Genomic DNA, 24,483 nt, shown 5'->3' on the forward strand with positions numbered 1-24,483 from the left:
ATGAATTTGATGTGCGCTCGACAACAAGACTGGGCTATTAATGTTCAACAAAATACTACATTGCTAAATAGCATTGCTAATGTCACAAATGGTCCTTTTCATCTCATTAACCCTAAGAGCTTTGCCAAAAACTTATTAGACTTTCAAGAAGTTCTTCAAAAGCATAATATCCCCGGGCAAGTATACTTTGGCAAGAAGGCAAACAAAGCAGGAGCATGGCTAAAAGAAATAGCGGAGCTTAATGGAGCTGTCGATGTTGCTAGTGTTCCAGAATTTGTAGATGCTTTAAGTAATGGTATTCGTGGGGAAGATATTGGTGTTACTGGTGCTGCTAAAAATAATGAGCTTTTATGGTTGTCTAACCGTCATGGAGCTCTAGTTGCGATTGATGCTTTAGATGAGCTTGAGAGAGCTATTAGCATTGTCTCTAACTCAAAGGATAAATTAAGAATCTTATTACGAGTACTACCAACAAATAGTCCTAATAGTCGTTTTGGACTTAATCGAAAAGATATCATTACAGCACTAGAGCGTTGTAAAGATTTCAAAAATTATATTATTATGGAAGGCTTTTCCTTTCATATAGATGGTTACTTAGTAGAATCACGAGTAGAAATGGCATTTACCTTAATTGATTGGTGTATAAAGGCTAGAGAATATGGCTTTTCTAGTTCATCAATATCCATCGGTGGAGGTTTTGCATGTAGTTATGTTGAAGAAGCTGACTGGAATAATTTCAAAGCAGCATTAAATCCCGAGCAATTTCATGCAAATAAGGCTTTTAGTCATTTTTATCCTTACTATCAGTCCCCTACTGGCGCAGATATGCTTAATACAATATTAGAATCATCAATAGGAGATATAAGTTTAGCAAGTAAACTAATTGATACAAAAATACAACTTTATCTTGAACCTGGACGAGCTCTTTTAGATGGCGCTGGAATGACGATCTTTCCAGTTCAAGGTTTTAAGAAAAATACAGAATATGGCATTGTAACAGTTGCAGGACTTAGTATGAGTCTATCTGAACAGTGGAAAAATAGTGAATTTTTACCTAGCCCTATTCTTATACAATGTGGATCACCACGCCCACAAAGCCCAATTGATGTTGTTATTGGGGGGTCTAGTTGTATGGAATATGATGTACTAACTTGGCGTAAAATTAAATTTCCTACTGCACCAAAATATGGTGATTTAATTATTTACCCTAATACTGCTGGATATCAAATGGATAAAAATGAGAGTGAGTTTCATCAACTACCTCTACCACCAAAGATTGTTATCACTCAACAAAATCAAGATTATTTTTGGAGAATAGACTAATGATTTCTAAATATAAAACTACAGAAAAAAGAATCATAACAGATTTTTCTGAGCTAATAGGAGGAACTCCTCTATTCGAACTAGCTCGTACAGGTTCAGGTAGCCGATTATTAGTAAAACTAGAGCAATTTAATCCAACGGGTTCATGTAAAGTCAGAATGGCTCGTGAAATGATTTTAGCTGCAGAGTATGATGGTAGACTTAAGCCAGGTGGTCATATTGTTGAGCCTACTTCAGGTAACACTGGAACGGGACTTGCTTTTATTGCTATTGAACGTGGATATAAATATACAGCTATTGTTGATAATCATGCTTCACGTGACAAGCTTCTTGCGATGCAAGCTTTAGGTGCTAATTTAATTTTTGTTGAAAGTGGATCTGATAAACCAAGTACTGTTAGGCGCCGTCAAGTTGCAGAGGAAATTGTCAAATCTACTGGTGCATTCTGGCCAGATCAGCACTATAATCCTAACAATAGTAAAGGTTATGCTAATATTGCTAATGAGTTGTTAAGTGATATTGATACCAATATTGATTATTTAATAGGCGCAGTTGGTACTGGTGGTACCTTGTGTGGTACTGTTAGAGAATTACGTAACTTAGGCTCTAAAGTAACTAGTATTGGTGTTGAACCAACAGGATCTATCATATTTGGAGGTAAGCCTGGCAAATATTTGCAAACTGGTGCTGGAGCACCAGAAGGCTTTACTATTGGTTCAAATGTTGATTATTCCTTAATTGATGAAGGCTTAACTGTAACTGATATAGATGCTTTTAATACTGCACGAGTTGTTGCATATCGTAAGGGTATGCTACTTGGTGGTACATCTGGTGCGGCAATATATGTAGCACTTAAGAGATTAATGCTTGTTGAGCCAAATAGTACAATAGTAGTATTAGCCTGTGATGCTGGGGAGAAATATTTAGATACTATTTATAATGATAATTGGTTAGAGGAACGTTCTTTATTAAATAAGTCAATACAGCTATCCATTCAGCAACTTTTTGATGCCTATCAAGATTCTATATTTCTTGCATCTAAAACAATAGCAGTCTAATTATGATATTCCGACAATATAGAGAAATCATCTCACTTTCAACCCCTATTATTGCTCTTCAATTAGCTCAAGTTGCACTTACAAGTACGGATCTTTTAATGTTAGGATTAATTAGTATCCAAGCTATTGCAGCTGGCGGACTTGCTTTAATACTATATAACCAAATGAGAACAATGTGCGTAGGTATGGTTACAGGACTTGGTAATCTTATTGCTTCTGCTGTTGGTAAAGGAGAAACTAGAACTGGTAATAGTAATCTTGATGAATCAGCAATAAAAGAAATACAAAGTCTGATACAGGCAGGTCTTCTATTGGCAACAATTACAGGTATTATTGCAATTATATTTATTATTATATTAACTCATTTTCTTGCTTATTTTGGACAGAGTGAGATTATTACTGCTTTAGCTAAATCAATAATGCTAGCATTAGCACCAGGCCTTTTACCTATGCTATGGCTTAATGTTTTAAGACAGTTTGCGGTTGGTATGCGTCGTGCTGGATCTTTACTATTAGTTACCTTAGTTTCCGTTGCTATTAATGCCTTCTTAGATTTAATTTTTATTTATGGCTGGTTTGGATTACCTCATCTTGGAATTGTTGGTATTGGTTTAGCAACTACAATAGTTAATTTTTGTATATTTTTTATTTATCTAAGAACTGTAATGCGTGATCAAATTCTCAATAAACTTATTTCCTTAAATCTTTGGAAAACTAAATGGGAAATAATTATACATCTTACTAAGATGGGATTTCCAATCTCATTAACTTATGGTTCAGAGGCTGCAATTACTTCCATAGCGACTATTATGATGGGCACTTTTGGACCGATCGCACTAGCTGCTTCAAATATTGTTAATCAGTTAGCATATATCGTCTATCAGCTTAATATTGGGTTGTCACATAGCACTTCTATTTTAGTAAGCCGCGCTATAGGAAAAAATCAAGCAAATAAAATTGGCGTAATTGCTCTACGTAGTTTTACTATTAGCTTTACCATCATGACCATTATTGCTGCTTTTTATATTATTTTTCCATATATTATATTGTTACCATTTCTTGGAGACAAAGCTGATCCTACTGTTCTTACATTAGCAACAAGCCTTCTGTGGTTTGCAATTGCACACCAATATTTCAAAGGTGCTCAAAATATACTTATTGGTTTATTACGAGGTCTTGGTAAAACTAGAGTTGGCTTTACTACCACTACTATTGGCTATTGGATAGTCGGTATTCCAGCAATGGGAATTTTTGGTTATTGGTTATTCTGGAAAAGTTACGGAATCTGGTTTGGTCTATGTATTGGTTTTGCAGTCACAAGTATGTTACTAGCTTGGTGTTTTTTAAAATTATTAAAATCCAGAGATTAAATTAAATAATATATTTTTTAGGGTTTACAATGAAATATAATTTTTGGGTTAGGCAAGCTCACAAGGCTTTAGGATTTTTTATAATTATACAGTTTCCTTTTGGGATAGCTACATATTATAAGCTCTTGCCTGATTGGTTGGTAGATTTGCATAGATCTTTTGGCTATGTAGCATTGATTCTTGTTGTGTTTTTAATCACCATAAGATTTATTAAACCAAATGTTCCTTATAATCCAAAATTATCAATACTAAACTATATACTTGCTAAAATGGTTCATATTGGATTGTATATAAGTATATTAGGCATGTCTTTGACTGGTATTATAGCATCTATATTTTCTGCACATGAAAGAAAAATATTTTATTTAATACCAGTTCCTCAAATCCCTAACCATACTAATTTATCAAGCTATATTTTTAGTTTTCATATATTCTTTGCATATATGTTAGGTATATGTTTTGTTTTACATATACTAGCTGTCTTGTATCATAAAATTCTTTTGAAAGATAATGTTTTATCTAGAATGAGGTAATGGCTAGCTAATTAAATTTTATTAAAAAATTAAATAAATGATTAAAATAATAAAAGGAAAGTTCTATGGCTTTAATTGTAGTAAATTATTATTCTATAAAGATTAGTAGTGATAGATTTATAATTTTTTTTAGAATCTGGGAGATTATAAAATATGCTAACATTTAGTCTTATAAAAATATCTGAATTGATTCCATCAGAACAGATATCTGAAGAGTATGCTGATAATCTATGTGAGGAAATATCAAAAAGTAAAGTCTGGAAATTTCCAATACTAATTGATATCAACACAAATATAATACTAGATGGGCACCATAGATTTGCCGTTGCTAAAAAACTTCGATTTAAATATATACCATGTATACTAGTCGAGTTTAACTCGTCTATCATATCAGTAACTTCATGGAGAACTGGTAAAGAATTTTGTAAAAATAAAATCTTAAACAATGCTCTTTCAGGCAATCTTTTTGAATACAAAACTACAAAAAATACTTTACATGCTAATGTAGGTCTTAGAAGTGAAATATCTTTGGATATACTTCAGATATAAAATAAATTTGTAGTATTAGCTATACATCGTTATCTTTACTAAATAAAAGTACTCGCTAAGTATATAAATGTTGAAGAATACTATAGGTTTTATAAAGAATCTAGAAGTACATTTATTAAATTTATAGCTTATTATTAATTAAATTAGTCTAGATATAGTATAGTTCTAACCTTGCAAGAAACTAAGTTATTTATTTTGATAAAAAAATAAAATATAGTAAGTAGAAAACTATGTAATTACTTATTAGAAAGTCTTTGATCCGAAAAATTCAAAATTAATATTTTCATTATTTACACCATTTTTTAGTAAACCACCTTGTGTAGAAAGCATAAAATCTGTAGGTCCACAAAAGAAATATTGAGTATTAAAAGCTTCATTTCCTAAGTAATTATTAACTATATCTAGGTTCACTACCCCTAATTTAGCCTCATCTTTTTCAATATTTTCATAAAAAAATATAGTTTCTAACCTAGAGTTTTCTTCTGTTAATTTTTTTAATAAATCTACGAACGGATGCTCTAACTTACTTTTTTTACCACAAATAAAAACAATCTTTCTCGTATTGTTTGTTTTTAATTCAGATAAAAGCATACTTATAAGAGGAGTTATTCCAATACCTGCAGATATAAAAACTAGGGACTCATCTGATTTTTGCTCTAGATCTAAGAAGAATTCTCCTGATGGTGATGCAACTTCAATAGTGTCTCCAACATTTATATTATTAAATAAGTGTTGAGATATATTACCCTTTTGTTCTTTTTTTACTGTTATTCTTAGGTAGTCTTCATTAGTAGCTGATGAGATACTATAGTTTCTCATCGTTGTAGTATTTTCATATGGAAGTCTTACAGTTATATATTGACCTGGCTTAAAGTTGAATTTATCAATAGAATCATTCTTAAGATAAAATGAATATGTATTTATACTTTCTTTTTCTTTTTTTACAACATTAAACTCTTTAAAGTCATTCCAGCCATACTGCTCCAATTTCTCACGATAAATATTATTTTCTCGACTAACTAATACTTCTGCTAATAAATTATATGCTTTTTTCCAAGCTATAATAACATCATCACTATCAGATAAATTTAACATTTCTTTAATAGACTCTATGAGATTAGTTCCAACAATAGGATAATGTTCAGGCTTTATTTGTAAAGAAACATGTTTCTGAGCTATTAATTCAACTGCTTGACTAAGCCCATCTAAATTATCAATATTTCTAGCATAAGCTAAAATAGCAGCAGCTAATGCTTCAGACTGATTAGAGTTTTTTTGTCGCGATATATTAAAAAATTTCTTAACTTCTGGATTATGCTGAAACATTCTACTATAAAAATGTTTTGTTAATGCTACTCCATTTTCTTCTAATATAGGAATAGTTGCTTTTATTGTATCTATGTTTTTTTGGCTTAGCATATAACTTACTCTTAAATTAAACTTAAAATATAATATGTATTATAAATGCATATTATATTTCATGCAAATTTATTTTATACTTCCCCAAAATATCTTTAAAAAAATCTAATATATGAATCTAACGTCATTTACTGACTATTCACTAAGAATCCTAATAATTCTAGGATCGAATCCATCACAAAAATATAAAACAAAAGATTTAGTAAATATATTAGATATAAAACTTAATCATGCTACAAAAATTATAAATAACTTATCTAATTTAAACTATATAAATTCATATAAAGGTAGATTTGGTGGAATATCAATATCTCCAGATACTAATGATATCAAACTATCTGATATTATTAGAAACCTAGAACCTATGAATATAGTTGAATGCTTTAATAAAGATAAACCTTCAAACTGTCCTTTAATACCAAGCTGTAAGCTCAAAATTGTACTAAATGAAGCTACCAATGATTTTATGTCAAGGCTTGGCAACTATAAATTTTTAGACATTTGCACAATTAAAAGAAATATTTAAATTAACAAAATTATTTATAATTTTTCGTAAACTTATTAAATCAACTATATTAATTAGTATGTTTATAAAAGAATTTTTTAGCTAGATCAATAGTTTTTTGAATATCATCATCACAATGTACTATGGAAATAAACCCTGCTTCATAAGCTGAAGGAGCTAAGTGCACTCCATTTTCCAACATATATGCAAAAAATTTATTAAACATATTAAGATTTGTTTTACCTAAATCTATAAAAGTATTTACCTCAACTTTTTCATTACAAAAGAATAGTCCAAACATTCCTCCTAGATATTTAGCATGGAAAGAAAAATCATATAATTTTGCTGCTTCATTTAAACCATTTATTAATTTTTGAGCTTTAGATTCAAGTTTATTATAAAAATCATCTTGTGATATTTTTTCTAAAGTTTTTAATCCTGCTACCATTGCAAGAGGATTCCCTGATAAAGTTCCTGCTTGGTAAACTGATCCAGCTGGTGATATCATTTGCATTATATCTTTGCAACCACCAAAAGCCCCTACTGGCATGCCACCACCAATAATTTTACCTAAAGTTGTAATATCTGGCTTAATATTGTATATACTTTGTGCTCCACCTAACGCTACTCTAAAGCCAGTCATAACTTCATCAAAAATAAGTAAAGCATTATTTTGATCACACAACTCTCTAAGCTTAGCTAAGAAATCATCTTTTGGGAATATCATATTCATATTTCCAGCTATAGGCTCTACTATAATACAAGCTATTTCATCTGTATACTTTTCAAAAAGTGCCTTAATAGAGTCAATATCATTAAAATCAGCTATTAATGTATCTTTGACAACATCTTCAGGAACACCAGGTGAATTTGGTTGACCTAGAGATAATGCTCCAGATCCAGCAGCTACTAAAAACTCATCTGCGTGGCCATGATAGCAGCCTTCAAACTTAATTATTTTATTTTTATTAGTATAAGCTCTAGCCAGTCTAATAGCACTCATAGTAGCTTCAGTACCTGAATTAACAAAACGAATTTGTTCAATATTTGGCATAAGCTCAGTTATTTTTTTAGCTAATTCTATTTCTTGTTTACATGGGGCACCGTAGCTTAAACCATTTTGTAACTGGCATTGCATAGCTTTTAAAACATCATCATCACCATGCCCTAGAATCATTGGTCCCCAAGATCCTATATAGTCTATATATCTATGCCAATCTTCATCATAGATATAGGCACCTTTAGCTGATCTAATAAATATTGGAAAATCTTGCCCCACACTTTTAAAGGCTCGGACAGGAGAATTCACACCTCCTGGAATATATTGTTGCGCTTGTATAAATAAACTTTCTGATTCTTGTATTTTGTTATCCATTTTTTTATCCCAATATTAGGTTTATATCAAATAATCTCACTTTCCAAAAGCTTTTCTGAACTAGCTTCAGCTAAAATTTTATTTAAGAACCTTATTAAAATAAAAAATACTGCGGCTATTACAAATGCTACCAATGCCATCATTAAGAATATATGCATATACATTGGATTAGTTGCTTGGTATGACATTGTGACTGTATTATTAGTAGATGCAATTGCATAATTTGATATTGGTCCTGCTAAATTAATACCAAAAGCAATATTTAAAAATAAATACCCTGTAAATAAGCCTTGGTGCTTAGGATCCATCATCTCACCAGCCATAGCATAGTTTACAGCATTTACATGGATTTCTCCCATGGCAACAATAATCAATAATAAAATTGGAAAAATAACATTTGATTTACCACCACCAGCTAAAAATATACCCAGAGGTATCATAAGAAAAGCTATAGTATATACAGCTAAACCTTTAACAACTAGAAAACCTGGTTGATATGGATTATTTTTTTTTTGTCTTCTTTTCATCATCATAGCAAGAATAATACCAAATATGATTACACCCAAGCTCTCAAACATATTTACTGTAGCTGGTGCCATTGGGATACCAAATAATGACTTTGTAGTATTAAATTCAACAAAGTTTTCTAAAGCTGTTGATTGTAATCCTTGAACACAAGCAAATACCATACTAGCTACTGATAGAATTAAATAAACATATATTTTTAGCTTATATTGTTGGGGCTGTCTTATCGCAAAGATTAACATAAAGATCAAAATTGCAAAAAATGCCACATAAATAAGATAAGATGCAAAAACTGGATGATGCATTAAAGCATAAGCAAAAATTAAACAGCCAATAATTATCAAAGGAGCCACAAAGAATTTTTTATTTAATAGATAGAATGTTTCTACAAAATATGTAGACTTATCATTAACATATTTCCATGCAGATAAATGAATAATAGTCGCTATTAATAAACAAATAGCAGCAAAATAAAATGCGACACTATATGATCCAGTGCCTTGAAGATATCCTGCAATAAAGAAGCTTGCTACAAAACCAATATTCATAAAACTATAATTTACTGAGAATGCTATTCTTCGACGCTTATCATTTTGAGCGAATAGTTGTGTTAACATCATGTTTATACAGCTAACATTTAATCCTGAGCCTGTAATAAAGGTTGCCATACCCATCAATACTATTGCTTTTGTATGTATAGCAATCAAACATAGACCCACAAATTGTAAAAATAAACTGACAAAAAATAATCCTCTAAAGCTTAAATATCTACCACCAACAGTCCCACCTAGAAAGTGAAATAAAAAATTAATTGCAAAAAAGCTAGAAGTAAGCGTATTTGCTTCAGTTTTGCTTATACCAATATAATTCGTTAGATAGAAATTTAATAATCCCATCAACGCAGCATAGCCAACTGTTGAGAAAATTTGGATTAAATTAATATGCATTACTCCTTTAGGAAGTTCTTTATAATTAATCATAAAATATTTACACCTATTAAGTTTTAATTAAATATATTTTCAAAGAGTTATTTAATTAAATATATTTTCAAAGAGTTATTAAAATAGAAGCTTATTCATAAAATAAACAGATTTATTCTGCATCCTTAATTTCTTCTTTCATTTTCTCAATTTTTTGTTCTACTGCCTGCATTAATAAACTTGCAGCATTTATTTTTGTAGCTTTATAAATTTCTTGGATGCCAGTAGGACTTGTGATATTAACTTCGGTTAATTTGTCTCCAATGACATCAATACCTGCGAACATTACACCTTGTTTTTTAAGCTTTTTAGCTATTTTTTTAGCTATTTTATAATCACTATCTTTTAGCTCTCTAACCTCTGCTGTAGCCCCTGCAGCTAGGTTCCCGCGATTATCTTTTTCACTAGGAACACGAGCTAATAAGTATTTTATGGGTTCGCCATTTACTATAAGAACCCTTTTATCACCATCTTTAATTAATTTTTGATAATCTTGAATCATTATATATTTCGATTGATGCTCTGTTAGAACCTCTAAAATCACATTTTTATTCTTATCACCATCTTTGATTCTAAAGATAGAGCTACCGCCCATACCATCTAGTGGTTTAACTATTATATCTTTATACTTTTTATAAAAATTGTTAATTTGTTTGTAGCTTCTAGTAATTAAAGTATTTGGGGCAAATTTTGGATAGTTTGAAATAGCTACTTTTTCATTAAAATCTCTTAAAGACTGCGGGTTATTAACTATTAAAACACCACTTTTTTTAGCTAAATCCAACATATACGTAACATAGATATACTCCATATCAAAAGGAGGATCTTTACGCATAAATATACAATCTAGATTTAGTAAAGAAAAATCATTATGCTGTGATAGAACTTCATACCAAATTTGCTTAGCCTTATGAATTTTTATTTTAAGAGAGTTACCTTTTGGTTCACCATTGATAATATATAAATCATTAAGATAAAATGTGTAAATCTCCCAACCTTTATCTTGAGCTGCTTGTAGCATCATAAAAGTGCTATCTTTTGAAATATTAAAAGAGTTTAAATCATCTATTATAAATCCTACTTTCATTATTTATCCTATTTTATGTCCAATATATTTACTTAAGTCTCTACCATTTAAAATATCAGCCGTACTTAACATTTTTTTATTAGGGAACTGAAGTTGTTTAAATCTTATAACTCTATCACCAGTACAGATATCAAAGCCTAGCTTTGAAATATCTAATATAGTTCCAGGAGTTTTTTTGCAAGATTGTTCTAATATTTCAAATTGTCCTATCTTCATAGTTTGATTATCTAATATAAAAAATGCTGATGGCCATGGAGTAAATGCTCGAATATGACAGCTTATTTGCCAAGAAGTTTTATTGAAATTTACTAAGCCTTCTTGTTTAGTTATCTTATGAGCATATGTTGGCTCACCTTCTTGAGATTTATTTTTAATGGTTTCAATATTATTCAAAGTCGCTATTAATGGCTGTATTGATAATCTAGCAAATTTATCATGCAAATCTTGTGATGTATCAGTATCATCTATATCTACTTCAAGAATGTTTAAGATATCCCCAGTATCTAAGCCCTCATCCATTTGCATAATACAGATACCTGTTTTATTATCTCCTGCCTGAATGGCTCTTTGAATTGGTGCTGCTCCACGCCATTTTGGTAATAATGAAACATGAATATTTAAACAACCATATTTAGGAATATCTAAAAATGCTTTTGGTACTATAATGCCATATGCTATAACAATTACAACATCAGGGTTTAGATTCTTTAATTGCTCTAAAATTTCTGGATTTTTTTTAAATGATAGTGGCTGAAAAATAGGCGTGTTATTTTGTAATGCAATCTCTTTGACTGGTGAAAATTGAATTTTCTTACCTCGCCCTTTTGCTCTATCAGGTTGTGTAAATACAGCTTGAATGTTATGTTCAGTATTATATAAATCTTTAAGAACTTGAGCAGATATATCAGGAGTTCCCGCAAAAACTATATTTAATTTTCTCATGAATTTTATTAGTCCCTAAAAGCATATGCTCTTAATGAAACACTACTTAATTCATTGATCTGTCCTTGTGGGTATAAACAAACATATTTAATCTCATTTGCACCATTCTCTGCTGCTAGCTTCATTGCTTTATATAAATTTTTATCACACAGTTCTTGAAAATATTTTTGGTTACTTACATGGATTGATGTTCTAACTTGACCTATATTACCCTTAATATCACTTTCATAGCCCAGATTAAAGACTCTTATTTTATTAGGGTCTGTCGGAGGTAGCTTTTTTGAATATACCGGCAAGAAAATTCCTTTTACCTCATATTTACGATTAAAAGTAAAAAAATAAATACAAATAACAAACATTATCACTAAAATAATTGCGTACATTAAGTTCTGCTGAAATCGTCCCATCAATTTTATTTACAAAATAACTATTTATGCTGGCTTGATTCTAACACATATAGGTTATATTGACTAAACATTAAGACAACATCTTATCTAAAACTATATATTTAGAGGATATTATTGATATTTTTTTGTAAAATACTAACATATATATAAATTTAAATACCTAAATATGTTTAATGGAAAGTTCAATAATTTTTTTGAAATCTATTTCTGATAAAAATAGATTAATGATTTTATATATTAAATAAAAATACTCTATGTGTGTGTGATATTCAAAAACTTAAACTGTCCCTGTTATTCAATACCACTTTATAAAATATTTTTATTCCTTGCTTTTATGCAGCATCTAAAATACCAGAATATACTTCATCAGGAGTCATATATCCAATACTAGAATGTAGTCTTTCATTGTTGTAAATATCAATATATTCTTTGATACCTACTTTAGCCTCTTTCATAGTTATATATGATGCCGGATAAACATTTTCATATTTCAGTGTTCTCCAAAATCTCTCAATTGCAATATTATCTATAGATCTTCCTTTAGCATCCATAGATATATTTATTTTATTATCAGATAATATTTTAATATGCTCTTTTGCTGTATATTGAGTTCCTTGATCAGAGTTAAAGATATCAGGTTTACCATATTTAAATAACGCTTCTTTTAACACACTAGTTGTTAGATGTGTATCCATAGTATTAGAAATCTTCCAAGCTAGTATTTTCTTGCTATGCCAATCTATTATGGCTACTAAATATGCATACCCACATTCTAGTCTAATATACGTGATATCAGCACTCCATACCTTATTAGCTTTATCTATAACAACCTGATTCGTCTCATTTTTAAATACATTAAGTAAGTATGGATATTTCTTGTGTTGCTTATTAATGACAGTTGTCTTTTTTTTAGGATACAATGCCTTAATACCCATGAATTCCATAGCACTTTTGATTAGCTTCCTTCCAACTATAAATCCTAATCTATTTAGCAACTTTACTAGACTTCTCGTACCATAATATGGATGTTTAGTATGTATCAAATCTATTGCATTTAATAGTTTAATATCATCATTACTACTAAATTTTGATATTGGTGTATAATAGTACACACTCTTAGATACAGATAATAGTTTAAGCTGATTATTTAAAGATAATTCTAGCTTAGTATCTACAGAGTTTACTCTATCATTTGATGATACCAAGCTTTTTAGCTTTCCCATTAAAAAATCCCTCTCTACTATTACCTCGACTAGTTTTTTACTTGTTGCATCTTTATCTTTTCTAAGCTCATCTATTTCCTGCTTATACTCCTTAACAATAGAGCTTTTATAAAATGCTAAGCAAGCATTAGATAAAAATTGCTGCTTCCAATTATGCACGTTTTTAGGAAGTAAATCATACTTACTTGCTATCTCATTAACTGTCATATCGCCTTCTAGCAATTCTATAATTACTTTAGCTTTAAAATCAGCTGTATACGTTACTCTTTTTTTACTCATTTATCTATTTCCTAATTTATCTAGTTAAGTTTAACATCTAGGAATAAAAATCTTTCTAAAATCAGTAGCTTTTTCTGGGGACATTATACTGGTAACTGGTTAATTGGATGTATCCTACACTTGCAAAAGTTAAATATTCGACAATGCCAAAAATTTTTAAAGATACTAAAATTTTATTTTTATCTTTAGTCCAAAATTGGCTAATTGGACCTGTATTAATGTTTATTCTAGCTATTGCTTTTTTCCATAACCAGCCTGCTTTTATGATTGGCTTCATCCTAATAGGATTAGCTCGATGCATTGCAATGGTTATTATTTGGAATGACCTAGCTAAAGGATCTAGAGAGTATTGTGCTGGATTAGTCGCTTTTAACTCTATTTTTCAAATAATATTTTATGCCGCATATGCATATATATTTATTACAGTCATACCGCAGTTACTTGGTTTTAATATAAATGCTAATATAAATATGTCCATGCTAGATATTGCAAAAAGTGTTGGGGTATATTTAGGAATACCTTTTATAGCTGGAGTATTAACAAGAGTTATATTAATTTCTCAAAAAGGTGAACTGTGGTATGTTAAAAAATTTACCCCAGTTATATCTCCTCTGACTTTAATTGCTTTATTATTCACAATCGTACTAATGTTTATGACTAAAGGAGATCAAATCATTAGCCTACCTTTTTAAGTAATAAAAGTTGCTATACCTCTTCTAATATATTTCTTAATTATGTTTTTTATATCATTTTTAATGTCGTATAAATTTAAAGCAACTTATGAGCAAGCAGCATCCTTAAGCTTTACAGCTGCTTCTAATAATTTTGAATTAGCAATTGCTGTTGCAATCTCAGTATTTGGAATAAACTCTATTCAAGCTTTTGTTGGAGTTATAGGCCCACTTGTTGAAGTACCAGTTTTGATAAGTTTAGTAAATGTATCGTTATGGATTAAAAGAAAATATTTTAATTAAATAGCTACGATCAATATCTTATTTCCCAACAATTATGGATATTTTTATTAGAGAGAAAATCTCTTGAAAGGCATTTTCTATCAATATTCTCACAATTAAATTTATCAATGATTTCTTGAGACATTTTAAAGCGTCTATAATTATTTGAAAAATATAGTACACCATCTTTCTTAAGAGAGTCCATAGCAAGATTTATAAGTAATTGATGATCTCTTTGTACATCTAAAATATCGTCCATACGTTTCGAATTTGAGAAAGTTGGTGGATCAAGAAATACCACATCAAATTTCTCGGTATTAGATTTTAGCCATCCTATACAATCAGCTTGGATAAAATTATGTTTTTTATGATCAATATTGTTGAGTATAAAGTTAGTTTTACCCCATTCTAAATATATATTAGACATATCTACATTAGTAGTTTTAGTCCCCTTCAGAGAGGCATGGACACTAGCTGTACAGGTATAACTAAAAAGGTTTAATAGAGATTTGTCTTTAGCAGATTTAGTAACAAGTTGTCTAATCTTACGATGATCTAAGAAAATACCTGTATCTAAGTAATCATCAAAATTGACATAAAATTTAGCATCAGACTCATTTATCACATGAAAATTATTTTTATCACTTTCTTTTTGATACTGGTCTTTGCCTTTTTGACGCTGACGCACACGGGTGTGAATATTTTCGTAAGTAACACCTAACGTTTTATGTATTTGATATATAGCTTGATAAAATCTTTGTTTAGCAACATTTTGATCTATAGTTGCATCTGCTCTATATTCTTGTAAAAATATATGCTCACCATATATATCTACTGCTATAGCAAATGTTGGAATATCAGCGTCATATAGGCGATAGCACTCAACCCCAGTCTGTTTTAACCAAGGTTTTAAACTTTTAAGATTCTTTTTAAGCTTATTTGAAAAATCAATATGTTCATTAGATTTTTGTGCACTTGCTTCTGCTATACGAACATTTTTTTCAAGCTGACTTTCATGTTTAAATCTTGCATGCTCATTTATATCAAATTGATATAAAACTGTTTCAATAGCCCCATTATAAAACTTATTACGCTTTGTAGTACGAAGTTGCATTTCTTTAATTGAGTCAGAAAGGCTTGTAAGGATTGCAACTTTCCAACCATAAAAATCTTGCGATAACCTATCTCCAAAACCGTTAAAAATATCTAAAAGCTCATCAAGTTGATCACCATATAACCTCTCACCATATGGTGGGTTTGTAACGATCAATCCCTCGCTATCAAATTCATTTTCAAGGTCTCGAATATCACGGCGTTTAATATTTACAATATCATCAACATCTGCTTGATAAATGTTTTTCTCTGCTTTATCTAAAACGTTATTATCAATATCATATCCTTGAATAATCGCATTTATAGGTTTTTGAGATTTTTGAGCTTCATTTATTAGATGATCCCAGAGGGTTTCACTATGAATTTTTGAATCAAATATTTTAAATTCTTTATTTAACAACACAGGAGCAACATTTGTTGCCATAAGCGCAGCTTCAATAAGAATAGTCCCAGAACCACACATCGGATCTATAAGTATTGGTTGATTTTTTTTAAGTTCATCTAACCACCCTGCTTTGATAAGCATTGCTGCTGCTAGAGATTCTTTAAGAGGTGCTTGTCCTTGGAATTGTCTATAACTACGCTTATGTAAGCTATCTATATTTAAACATAAAAAAACATTTACAAACTGTTTATGTAAATGAAGTTTTATCACGTTATTGGGATTTTCTGTATTAATATTTGGGCGATGGCCTGTCTCTTTACGAAATTGATCAACTATCGCATCTTTAGTTTTCTGAGAAACAAACATTGTATTATTAAAATCATAATGCTTTCCAGAAATTATAATTTTAAAAGCTTTATCAACATCAAAATAACTCATCCAGTTTATAGAGGATATAAAGCTATATAAGCTTTGCTGATCAGTTACCTTCTCAGTAGCTATTTTCAACATTACTTGACTAGCTAGATGTGAATAGATACAAACCTTGTAAGCTTGTTCTAACGTTCCTTCAAATTCAACTCCGGCAAGTTTCTCATATGATACAATATCTAATCTTTGTAACTCATCTTTCAATAGTAGTTCGATGCCTTTTGCGCAGCTAACAAAAAATGTGTATTTTTGCATAGAAAATATAATTTATAGAAATATTCGTTAAATAATATATTATTTGATGTAAATAACAATTAGTATTCAAAAAGTTATTTTTTTTGTTTAGTTTGGAAAATAATATCCCAAATAGGAAAGGCTACAGAAAAGTTTATATTTGGATTTTGATGATGTGTCGCATGATACCTTTTATACCAATGTAATATTGAACCTTTTTTAGATCTCACATGATGAGTTGTATGATGAACTATAAAGTAGAATAATAAGTCTAATAGAAATGCACTAAATATAACACTAGCCCAGCCTGTATTAGTAATGACACATAGTGGAATAAAAACACAAATTATGTAAACAGGTAATGATACGTAGGTAGGACTTCCTATAAGTTCAATAGGTTTATCATGATGTAATTGATGTAGCTCTTTAAATATAGGACAATGATGAAAAAGAATTCTATGAATAAAATACTCAATAAGAGATCCAAGGATAATACCAATTACAAATAATATAACTACTGCTCCTATATTAAAGTTAAGTAACTTCAAACCATAGATAAAAAAGATAATAGTAGCTATAGGATAAACGTAAAAATCACTCCAATAGCCAGTGCCAAGAATCTTTTTAAATTTAGCAACATTCATAAAACAATTAATAATATTCAACAATATTACTATATTCTAAATTATTTATAGAAATATATAAATTAGATTAAGATAAATTTAAATATTTATTTCTGAGAAAACAGACACAAAATATCATAATATATATAAACTGTCCCTGTTATTCAATACCACTTTATAAAATATTTTTATTCCTTGCTTTTATGCAGCATCTAAAATACCAGAATATACTTCATCAGGAGTCATATATCCAATACTAGAATGTAGTCTTTCATTGTTGTAAATATCAATATATTCTTTGATACCTACTTTAGCCTCTTTCATAGTTATATATGATGCCGGATAAACATTTTCATATTTCAGTGTTCTCCAAAATCTCTCAATTGCAATATTATCTATAGATCTTCCTTTAGCATCCATAGATATATTTATTTTATTATCAGATATTATTTTAATATGCTCTTTTGCTGTATATTGAGTTCCTTGATCAGAGTTAAAGATATCAGGTTTACCATATTTAAATAACGCTTCTTTTAACACACTAGTTGTTAGATGTGTATCCATAGTATTAGAAATCTTCCAAGCTAGTATTTTCTTGCTATGCCAATCTATTATGGCTGCTAAATATGCATACCCACATTCTAGTCTAATATACGTGATATCAGCACTCCATACCTTATTAGCTTTATCTATAACAACCTGATTCGTCTCATTTTTAAATACATTAAGTAAGTATGGATATTTCTTGTGTTGCTTATTAATGACAGTTCTCTTTTTTTTAGGATACAATGCCTTAATACCCATGAATTCCATAGCACTTTTGATTAGCTTCCTTCCAACTAGAAATCCTAATCTATTTAGCAACTTTACTAGCCTTCTCGTACCATAATATGGATGTTTAGTATGTATCAAATCTATTGCATTTAATAGTCTAATATCATCATTACTACTAAATTTTGATATTGGTGTATAATAGTACACACTCTTAGATACAGATAATAGTTTAAGCTGATTATTTAAAGATAATTCTAGCTTAGTATCTACAGAGTTTACTCTATCATTTGATGATACCAAGCTTTTTAGCTTTCCCATTAAAAAATCCCTCTCTACTATTACCTCGACTAGTTTTTTACTTGTTGCATCTTTATCTTTTCTAAGCTCATCTATTTCCTGCTTATACTCCTTAACAACAGAGCTTTTATCAAATGCTAAGCAAGCATTAGATAAAAATTACTGCTTCCAATTGTGCACGTTTTTAGGAAGTAAATCATACTTACTTGCTATCTCATTAACTGTCATATCGCCTTCTAGCAATTCTATAATTACTTTAGCTTTAAAATCAGCTGTATACGTTACTCTTTTTTTACTCATTTATCTATTTCCTAATTTATCTAGTTAAGTTTAACATCTAGGAATAAAAATCTTTCTAAAATCAGTAGCTTTTTCTGGGGACATTATAATATTAATCTTTTTGATACTGATAAAGAAAAACTACAAAACTTCTATAGAAACATCTCTGGTCTAGAAATTGAGAAAGGCTGGATAATAAACTCAAAAAATACTAAAGATAGTTATATTAACAAACTTATAGACCTTTCTAAGTTTAAAAACAATAGATCATCTCTAAGAATTGATTTTGGAGACAATAATAATATCAACAAATATGAAGGGATAATATATTTTTTTTATAAAAATAAAAATATAATCCAAAATAAACCTAAACAGTCATCTTTAATACCAGTGCTAAATAATGATAGTCTATTAATCAATGACTCATCAAGCAAAAGTATTAAAGAGAATTCAAAAGCGCTATATCAAAGAAACATTTTAGCTAAAATAGAAGAAAATGATGCACTAAAAAAACAAGAGCAAAAGAAAGAAATACAACTAACAGCTGAAGAAAAAGTTCAAAGAATGCAAGTTTTTGCTCAGAAGGGAGACTATAAAAAGCTATATAAACTTGAGCATGCCGCTAATAATGATGATGTATATGCAATCTACTATATTGGAATTTATTATTACAATCTTAAGGACTATAAAAAAGCTACAGGCTACTTTAAAGAAGCTGCTAGCAAAAATTATGGCCTAGCATATTATAAGTTAGGAAATATGTATTATGAAATGGCGTATCTTACAATAAAGAAAAAGCTATGATGTATTATAAAAAAGCTGCAAACTTAGGCGTCAAAAATGCAGAACATCTACGAGTTAAGTCAAAGACTTTTATTTATCTATAAACGCCTTTTTTCCAATGCTTACGACATACAGAAACATATTTTATATCCATTTCTTTTAAAGAAACATCATCAACAACTATAGGATCTCCTTCTTTTATAGCTTGACCATTTTGTACCATCATATTAAAACTCGCCTTTTTGCCACAATGACAAATTGTTTTAACTTCCTCTAATGTATCAGCTATAGCTAATAGTAAGGCTGCTGTTTCAAATGGTTGACCCAAATAATTAGTACGTAAGCCATAGCAAATTACTGGAATATTTAGATCATCGACAATTTCTGATAGTTGCCATACCTGATCAGATTTTAAAAAATGTATCTCATCAATTAATACACAATCTACAGATGTTTGCTGATTGTATTTTTGAACAAAGTTATAGATGTTGTCCCGATCTGTCAAAGAATATGCATCTTGGTCAATTCCTATACGTGATTTGACCTTATTTAACCCTGCTCTTTTATCAACTGCAGAAGTTAAAATCAATGATTTCCTACCACGATCTTCGTAGTTATAAGCAACCTTTAAAAGATCTAAAGTCTTACCTGCATCCATAGATGAATATCTAAAATATAGCTTTGCCACAATTAATTTCCTTATTTACTGCCAACTTCCATACATTGGATTCGGCATGATGAAATATTTAGAACCAAATTCTTTATATGCTTCTGGATCGGCTTTTTGCATACTTTGCTGCTTCATGTGAGGGAAGTCCTGAATATTATCACCAAAGTAAGCTATAACTTTATGAGCTGGTAATTCATTAGTAAATATTAATTTTTTATTATACTCTCCTGTTTGTACAGCTTTAAATCTTGAATTTTTGTTAAACTGCTCTTTACCATCATCTTTATTTGAGAAAAGAACTTGATCAAAATAAATATCTTGCTGTTTTAAGTTTTTAACAGTAGCATTAAATTCTTTTTTATCATTACCACCTCTATTAGTAACAAAACTTACATAACCGCCTAGCTTATGAACTAAATGAGTAAATTTAATAGCTCCTGGAGTAGCTATAGCATCTCCTTTTTTAAGCATATTTTCATTAAATTTATAATTTCTATAGTTTTTATACTCATTTGCAGAACTATCTAGTGTAGTTTCATCAATGTCTAATATAACTCCCCACGAATCTTTTTTAAGTTTTTCTTTTTTAACTTCATGTTTTATTTTTTCACTTGCGACATTATAAGCTTGATGATACAACGCTTTTTTCTCAGCTGAAACATGATACCACTTAACACCATCAACATTAGGATTACATCCTACAGCAAATACAGAACTTGAAACTCCTACAATTAAAAATAATGCTAAATTTACTTTTTTTAATATCATAATGTCTCCTAAATCTTTCTAATTATATTAATACCATGACGAATAGGTAAAACTAATGTTTCTAAATCCTCTCTTTGATTTACATACTTATTAAATTCATCAAGAGCTTTAGCACGTTTATCCTGAGGGTCTAGGACTTCGCCTCGCCATAAAATATCATCTACAATGATTATACCGTTATTAGACATTTTATTTATTAAAATATCAAAATACTTCTGTGTTTGTTTTTTATCAGCATCAATAAATGCTATATCTATATTATTAGGTAGTTCTGGTAAAATATTTATAGCATCACCTTCAAGGTAGTTTATATTTGGATATTTAACTATAAGTTCTTTTGCTAGCCTTTCACCTGACTGATTAGGTCTATCAATAGTGTAAATTTTTATACCTGGTGATACTTCAGCCATAGCTATAGCTGACATTCCTGTGAATGTGCCAACATCAACACATATTTTAGCCTTACTAGTAAATACAAAAAACTGTAACAATTTAGCAACTATCTTTTCTGATAACATCTGTGCACCATAAACTTGTTCTCTCGTTTGGGTGTTTAATTGTTCAAGGTTTATAGATAAATCACTAGTGTGATCAAGACAGTATTGCCAAATATCATCCTGAGTAAATTGATTTTGCTTCATTTATGAAGATAATTTTATAAAAAACTTTTAGTATTTTGCATTAATGGTAATAATTAGTCTAGCCTCAAAAAGTGCTTTTATTTTATTTTTATGCTAGAATTTGTGCGCATTTTATTGTAAATAACTTTCTCAAACTTAAAGTAAAGAGTAACTAAAAAATTAAAGGTTTTATTAAATGAAAGAACAAAAAAAGGTTTTTATAAAAACTTTAGGCTGTCAAATGAATGAGTATGATTCAGCTAGAATGCATGAAGTTCTAGATGAACACTTCCATACTGTAAAGACAGATGACTATAAGGATGCTGATATCATTCTAATCAATACATGTTCTATTAGAGAAAGAGCTCAAGAAAAAGTATTCCATGAGTTAGGAAGATGGAAAAATCTTAAAAAAACTAAAGAAGATTTAGTAATTGGTGTTGGTGGCTGCGTTGCTTCTCAAGAAGGTGAAAATATTATTAAAAGAGCTCCTTTTGTTGATTTAGTTTTTGGCCCACAGACTATCCATAGACTTCCAGAAATGATTAAACAAAAAAAGCAAACTCAAAAATCTCAAGTTGATATATCATTTCCTGAGGTTGAAAAATTTGATTATTTACCTGAACCAAAGGCAGAAGGTGCTAAAGCATATGTCTCTATTATGGAAGGATGCGATAAATACTGCTCTTACTGTGTAGTTCCTTATACAAGAGGTCCTGAGGTAAATAGACCATTTGAAGATGTCTTAGCTGAGTGTGCTATATTAGCAGAGCAAGGCGTCAAAGAAATTACCCTACTAGGACAAAATGTAAATCATTATTTAGGCCCAATGGAAAATGGTCAAGTAGCTGATCTTGCATTACTAATACATTTTATTGCTGAGATAGATGGAGTTGAAAGAATTAGATTTACAACATCTCACCCTGTTGAGTTTTCACAAAACCTAATTGATGCTTATGGTAGTGTTCCAGAATTGGCAAATCAATTGCATCTACCTGTGCAGCACGGCTCAGATAGAATTCTTACAAATATGAAAAGAAATCATACTATATTAGAATTCAAACAAAAAATTAGAAAACTAAGAGCTATTCGCCCAGATATTACTATCTCATCTGATTTTATTGTCGGTTTCCCTGGTGAAACAGAAGAAGATTTCCAAAAACTTCTTGATCTAGTAAAAGATGTAAACTTTGATCAATCTTTTAGCTTTATTTATAGTAAACGTCCAGGCACTCCAGCTTCAGATCTACCTGATGATACTCCTATTGAAGTGAAAAAAGATAGATTAACAAGGCTACAAAATTTGCTTAATAGCAATTCTCATATCATCTCCAGACAAATGGTTGGTACTAAACAACGTATACTTGTTGAGGGAACATCTAAAAAAGCTGATGATGTTTTAGCTGGCAGAACTGAAAATAATAGAATTGTTAATTTTAGAGGCAATAAATCTTTGATTGGTCAGTTCACTACGGTTACAATAACAGAAAGCCTACCAAATTCTCTAAGAGGAGAGATTGCTTAATAACATGAATAAAACTCAATTTGTTTTAGAGCCATACAATTACGATGCTATGATGCAGCTTTGCGGCAATCTTGATGAAAATGTCCGTGCTATTAAAAACTATTTTAGTGTTGAAATTAAGCATCGTGCTGATGAATTTGAAATATCAAGTGATTCAAGTACAAATAATACTCAGGCAAAAAGATTTATTAAATCATGCTATGCTGAGATCTTAGCTGGAAATACAGAACTAGACTTGGAGCAAATTACAACTATTCTAAATGCAACTGCAAAAGAAAAAACTCCTCAAGCTAAATCTAAAAAGAAACTCCAAGAAGCTGAAGTACAACTTAGAAGCAAAAAACTCAAAGCTCGTACACATAATCAAGCTATATATCTTGATAATATCAAAAACAACTTTGTAACTTTTGGTGTTGGACCTGCCGGTACAGGTAAAACATATATGGCTATTGCTTGCGCGGTATCTGCATATGAAAAAGGTGAAGTTAGAAGAATTGTGCTTGTACGCCCTGCTGTTGAGGCTGGTGAAAAACTAGGATTCTTACCTGGCGACTTAGCCCAAAAAATTGATCCATATTTACGTCCAATGTATGATGCTCTCTTTGACTTTATGGGTGTAGAGAAAGTCACAAAGCTAATTGAGAAACAAGCTATAGAAATTGCTCCACTAGCATATATGCGTGGTAGAACAATTAATGACTCTTTTATTGTACTTGATGAAAGTCAAAATACTACAAAAGAACAAATGAAAATGTTTCTAACAAGGATTGGTTTTAATACTACGGCAGTTATAACTGGTGATATTACACAAGTTGATTTACCTAAAAATGTAACTTCTGGTTTAAGACATGCTCTATCAATTCTTGATAATATTGATGGCATAGCTATTAGTTATCTAAAATCAGTAGATATTGTCCGTCATCAAATAGTTCAAAAAATTGTTAATGCTTATGATAAGCATGAAGAGAATATATAAGAATGAATGATTTAACTCTAAATATAATTAATGATGATGAACACCCCATACCGGGTAAAGGTCTACTAATTAAATGTTTTAAACTCATCGCAGATAAACACAATATTACCCAAGCTGAAGTAAATGTAGGTATTGTGTCAAATGATGAAATTCAACAACTAAATAAACAGTTTCGTAACAAAGATAAACCAACAAATATTATATCTTTCGAATTTGATAGGCCTGAAGGTTTACCTGATGATATAATAGATGATTTTTTAGGTGACATTGTTATTGCTCCCAAAGTACTAGAACAAGAGGCCAAAGAGCAAAATAAAACTTTAGAAAATCATTGGCAACATATTTTTATTCATGGCTTATTACACCTACTAGGGTACGATCATATAGATGATAAAGAAGCTGAAAAAATGGAAAGTTTAGAGATAGAGTTACTAGCTAAACTAGGAATAGATAATCCATATTTTATACAAGAGAATTAA

The 24,483-nt window shown here is 30.0% G+C and carries 24 protein-coding genes and 1 pseudogene; 11 read left to right on the forward strand and 14 right to left on the reverse strand.

Features of this window, described 5'->3' with window-relative positions:
• From CDV26_RS07400 to CDV26_RS07420, 5 genes are all read left to right on the forward strand, one after another.
• Positions 1–1,323: a type III PLP-dependent enzyme domain-containing protein gene (locus CDV26_RS07400; protein ID WP_088773474.1), complete on the forward strand. Its 1,323-nt coding sequence runs from the start codon at positions 1–3 to the stop codon at positions 1,321–1,323.
• The gene (locus CDV26_RS07405; protein WP_088772732.1) at positions 1,323–2,381 is read left to right on the forward strand and encodes a PLP-dependent cysteine synthase family protein; all 1,059 of its coding nucleotides are present in this window, start codon (positions 1,323–1,325) and stop codon (positions 2,379–2,381) included. The genes CDV26_RS07400 and CDV26_RS07405 overlap by 1 nt, the downstream gene beginning before the upstream one ends.
• 2 nt (positions 2,382–2,383) lie before the next feature.
• Complete coding sequence (locus CDV26_RS07410; RefSeq protein WP_088772733.1) at positions 2,384–3,751, forward strand: MATE family efflux transporter; 1,368 nt, start codon at positions 2,384–2,386, stop codon at positions 3,749–3,751.
• Between the two features lie 29 nt (positions 3,752–3,780).
• Positions 3,781–4,284, forward strand: a complete 504-nt coding sequence (locus tag CDV26_RS07415) for a cytochrome b (RefSeq protein WP_088772734.1) — start codon at positions 3,781–3,783, stop codon at positions 4,282–4,284.
• A 153-nt stretch (positions 4,285–4,437) separates the two neighbouring features.
• Complete coding sequence (locus tag CDV26_RS07420) at positions 4,438–4,833, forward strand: ParB N-terminal domain-containing protein (RefSeq protein ID WP_088772735.1); 396 nt, start codon at positions 4,438–4,440, stop codon at positions 4,831–4,833.
• A gap of 243 nt (positions 4,834–5,076) precedes the next feature.
• On the opposite strand, the gene hmpA is transcribed toward CDV26_RS07420, so the two are convergent.
• Entirely contained in the window at positions 5,077–6,252 is a 1,176-nt protein-coding gene (gene hmpA / locus CDV26_RS07425; RefSeq protein WP_088772736.1) for an NO-inducible flavohemoprotein, read from the reverse strand.
• A 112-nt stretch (positions 6,253–6,364) separates the two neighbouring features.
• Between hmpA and CDV26_RS07430 the strand changes: the two genes are divergently transcribed.
• Entirely contained in the window at positions 6,365–6,778 is a 414-nt protein-coding gene (locus CDV26_RS07430; protein ID WP_088772737.1) for an Rrf2 family transcriptional regulator, read from the forward strand.
• Positions 6,779–6,827: 49 nt separating this feature from the next.
• Here the strand turns inward: CDV26_RS07430 and hemL are convergent, their stop codons facing one another.
• From hemL to CDV26_RS07460, 6 genes are all read right to left on the reverse strand, one after another.
• Positions 6,828–8,132 (reverse strand): glutamate-1-semialdehyde 2,1-aminomutase, encoded by a 1,305-nt coding sequence (gene hemL / locus CDV26_RS07435; protein WP_088772738.1) that lies wholly within the window; start codon positions 8,130–8,132, stop codon positions 6,828–6,830.
• 26 nt (positions 8,133–8,158) lie between these two features.
• Positions 8,159–9,637, reverse strand: coding sequence for a peptide MFS transporter (locus CDV26_RS07440; RefSeq protein ID WP_088772739.1), 1,479 nt, complete (start codon positions 9,635–9,637; stop codon positions 8,159–8,161).
• Between the two features lie 112 nt (positions 9,638–9,749).
• Complete coding sequence (gshB, locus tag CDV26_RS07445; protein WP_088772740.1) at positions 9,750–10,724, reverse strand: glutathione synthase; 975 nt, start codon at positions 10,722–10,724, stop codon at positions 9,750–9,752.
• A gap of 3 nt (positions 10,725–10,727) precedes the next feature.
• Entirely contained in the window at positions 10,728–11,666 is a 939-nt protein-coding gene (gene fmt / locus CDV26_RS07450) for a methionyl-tRNA formyltransferase (protein WP_088772741.1), read from the reverse strand.
• 8 nt (positions 11,667–11,674) lie between these two features.
• Positions 11,675–12,073, reverse strand: coding sequence for a Francisella virulence factor A (fvfA, locus tag CDV26_RS07455; RefSeq protein WP_088772742.1), 399 nt, complete (start codon positions 12,071–12,073; stop codon positions 11,675–11,677).
• A gap of 332 nt (positions 12,074–12,405) precedes the next feature.
• Complete coding sequence (locus CDV26_RS07460) at positions 12,406–13,575, reverse strand: IS3 family transposase (RefSeq protein ID WP_088772743.1); 1,170 nt, start codon at positions 13,573–13,575, stop codon at positions 12,406–12,408.
• A 95-nt stretch (positions 13,576–13,670) separates the two neighbouring features.
• Between CDV26_RS07460 and arsB the strand changes: the two are divergent.
• A pseudogene (arsB, locus tag CDV26_RS07465) lies at positions 13,671–14,549 on the forward strand (ACR3 family arsenite efflux transporter); the annotation flags it as partial.
• 10 nt (positions 14,550–14,559) lie between these two features.
• Here the strand turns inward: arsB and rlmKL are convergent.
• The 4 genes from rlmKL to CDV26_RS07485 form a co-directional block, all read right to left on the reverse strand.
• The gene (gene rlmKL, locus CDV26_RS07470; protein ID WP_088772744.1) at positions 14,560–16,710 is read right to left on the reverse strand and encodes a bifunctional 23S rRNA (guanine(2069)-N(7))-methyltransferase RlmK/23S rRNA (guanine(2445)-N(2))-methyltransferase RlmL; all 2,151 of its coding nucleotides are present in this window, start codon (positions 16,708–16,710) and stop codon (positions 14,560–14,562) included.
• Positions 16,711–16,784: 74 nt separating this feature from the next.
• On the reverse strand, positions 16,785–17,333 hold the full coding sequence (locus CDV26_RS07475; RefSeq protein WP_088772745.1) for a sterol desaturase family protein: 549 nt from the start codon (positions 17,331–17,333) through the stop codon (positions 16,785–16,787).
• A gap of 180 nt (positions 17,334–17,513) precedes the next feature.
• Positions 17,514–18,479: an IS3 family transposase gene (locus CDV26_RS07480; protein WP_157671662.1), complete on the reverse strand. Its 966-nt coding sequence runs from the start codon at positions 18,477–18,479 to the stop codon at positions 17,514–17,516.
• Positions 18,480–18,542: 63 nt separating this feature from the next.
• Positions 18,543–18,683 (reverse strand): transposase, encoded by a 141-nt coding sequence (locus CDV26_RS07485; protein ID WP_088772134.1) that lies wholly within the window; start codon positions 18,681–18,683, stop codon positions 18,543–18,545.
• Positions 18,684–19,052: 369 nt separating this feature from the next.
• On the opposite strand from CDV26_RS07485, the gene CDV26_RS07490 reads away from it, so the two are divergent.
• Positions 19,053–19,466, forward strand: a complete 414-nt coding sequence (locus CDV26_RS07490; protein WP_088772747.1) for a hypothetical protein — start codon at positions 19,053–19,055, stop codon at positions 19,464–19,466.
• 73 nt (positions 19,467–19,539) lie between these two features.
• Here the strand turns inward: CDV26_RS07490 and CDV26_RS07495 are convergent, their stop codons facing one another.
• From CDV26_RS07495 to CDV26_RS07505, 3 genes are read right to left on the reverse strand one after another with little or no spacing between them, the layout of a single operon-like run.
• Complete coding sequence (locus CDV26_RS07495) at positions 19,540–20,133, reverse strand: thymidine kinase (protein ID WP_088772748.1); 594 nt, start codon at positions 20,131–20,133, stop codon at positions 19,540–19,542.
• A gap of 15 nt (positions 20,134–20,148) precedes the next feature.
• Positions 20,149–20,883 carry an HAD family acid phosphatase gene (locus CDV26_RS07500; protein WP_088772749.1) on the reverse strand — a complete coding sequence of 245 codons (735 nt, stop codon included), beginning with the start codon at positions 20,881–20,883 and terminating at the stop codon, positions 20,149–20,151.
• An 8-nt stretch (positions 20,884–20,891) separates the two neighbouring features.
• A complete protein-coding gene (locus tag CDV26_RS07505; RefSeq protein WP_088772750.1) occupies positions 20,892–21,524 on the reverse strand; it encodes an O-methyltransferase in 633 nt (210 codons plus the stop codon).
• Between the two features lie 175 nt (positions 21,525–21,699).
• Here CDV26_RS07505 and miaB point away from each other — a divergent pair, with 175 nt between their 5' ends.
• Genes miaB through ybeY form a run of 3 tightly spaced genes read left to right on the forward strand, consistent with a single transcriptional unit; the run spans position 21,700 to position 24,483 of the window.
• Positions 21,700–23,028, forward strand: coding sequence for a tRNA (N6-isopentenyl adenosine(37)-C2)-methylthiotransferase MiaB (gene miaB / locus CDV26_RS07510; protein ID WP_088772751.1), 1,329 nt, complete (start codon positions 21,700–21,702; stop codon positions 23,026–23,028).
• Between the two features lie 4 nt (positions 23,029–23,032).
• Positions 23,033–24,004, forward strand: coding sequence for a PhoH family protein (locus CDV26_RS07515; protein WP_088772752.1), 972 nt, complete (start codon positions 23,033–23,035; stop codon positions 24,002–24,004).
• Positions 24,005–24,006: 2 nt separating this feature from the next.
• Positions 24,007–24,483 (forward strand): rRNA maturation RNase YbeY, encoded by a 477-nt coding sequence (gene ybeY / locus CDV26_RS07520; RefSeq protein ID WP_088772753.1) that lies wholly within the window; start codon positions 24,007–24,009, stop codon positions 24,481–24,483.

This window comes from Francisella halioticida (genome assembly GCF_002211785.1).
Classification (GTDB): Bacteria; Pseudomonadota; Gammaproteobacteria; order Francisellales; family Francisellaceae; genus Francisella; species Francisella halioticida.

Coding starts and splice junctions, on each gene's coding strand:
- CDV26_RS07410 (WP_088772733.1), top strand. CDS start 2,384: ATGATATTCCGACAATATAGAGAAATCATCTCACTTTCAACCCCTATT.
- ybeY (WP_088772753.1), top strand. CDS start 24,007: ATGAATGATTTAACTCTAAATATAATTAATGATGATGAACACCCCATA.
- CDV26_RS07460 (WP_088772743.1), bottom strand. CDS start 13,575: ATGAGTAAAAAAAGAGTAACGTATACAGCTGATTTTAAAGCTAAAGTA.
- hemL (WP_088772738.1), bottom strand. CDS start 8,132: ATGGATAACAAAATACAAGAATCAGAAAGTTTATTTATACAAGCGCAA.
- CDV26_RS07415 (WP_088772734.1), top strand. CDS start 3,781: ATGAAATATAATTTTTGGGTTAGGCAAGCTCACAAGGCTTTAGGATTT.
- CDV26_RS07485 (WP_088772134.1), bottom strand. CDS start 18,683: ATGAGTAAAAAAAGAGTAACGTATACAGCTGATTTTAAAGCTAAAGTA.
- hmpA (WP_088772736.1), bottom strand. CDS start 6,252: ATGCTAAGCCAAAAAAACATAGATACAATAAAAGCAACTATTCCTATA.
- CDV26_RS07405 (WP_088772732.1), top strand. CDS start 1,323: ATGATTTCTAAATATAAAACTACAGAAAAAAGAATCATAACAGATTTT.
- fmt (WP_088772741.1), bottom strand. CDS start 11,666: ATGAGAAAATTAAATATAGTTTTTGCGGGAACTCCTGATATATCTGCT.
- gshB (WP_088772740.1), bottom strand. CDS start 10,724: ATGAAAGTAGGATTTATAATAGATGATTTAAACTCTTTTAATATTTCA.
- CDV26_RS07430 (WP_088772737.1), top strand. CDS start 6,365: ATGAATCTAACGTCATTTACTGACTATTCACTAAGAATCCTAATAATT.
- CDV26_RS07475 (WP_088772745.1), bottom strand. CDS start 17,333: ATGAATGTTGCTAAATTTAAAAAGATTCTTGGCACTGGCTATTGGAGT.
- fvfA (WP_088772742.1), bottom strand. CDS start 12,073: ATGGGACGATTTCAGCAGAACTTAATGTACGCAATTATTTTAGTGATA.
- CDV26_RS07400 (WP_088773474.1), top strand. CDS start 1: ATGAATTTGATGTGCGCTCGACAACAAGACTGGGCTATTAATGTTCAA.
- CDV26_RS07505 (WP_088772750.1), bottom strand. CDS start 21,524: ATGAAGCAAAATCAATTTACTCAGGATGATATTTGGCAATACTGTCTT.
- CDV26_RS07420 (WP_088772735.1), top strand. CDS start 4,438: ATGCTAACATTTAGTCTTATAAAAATATCTGAATTGATTCCATCAGAA.
- miaB (WP_088772751.1), top strand. CDS start 21,700: ATGAAAGAACAAAAAAAGGTTTTTATAAAAACTTTAGGCTGTCAAATG.
- CDV26_RS07440 (WP_088772739.1), bottom strand. CDS start 9,637: ATGATTAATTATAAAGAACTTCCTAAAGGAGTAATGCATATTAATTTA.
- CDV26_RS07500 (WP_088772749.1), bottom strand. CDS start 20,883: ATGATATTAAAAAAAGTAAATTTAGCATTATTTTTAATTGTAGGAGTT.
- rlmKL (WP_088772744.1), bottom strand. CDS start 16,710: ATGCAAAAATACACATTTTTTGTTAGCTGCGCAAAAGGCATCGAACTA.
- CDV26_RS07515 (WP_088772752.1), top strand. CDS start 23,033: ATGAATAAAACTCAATTTGTTTTAGAGCCATACAATTACGATGCTATG.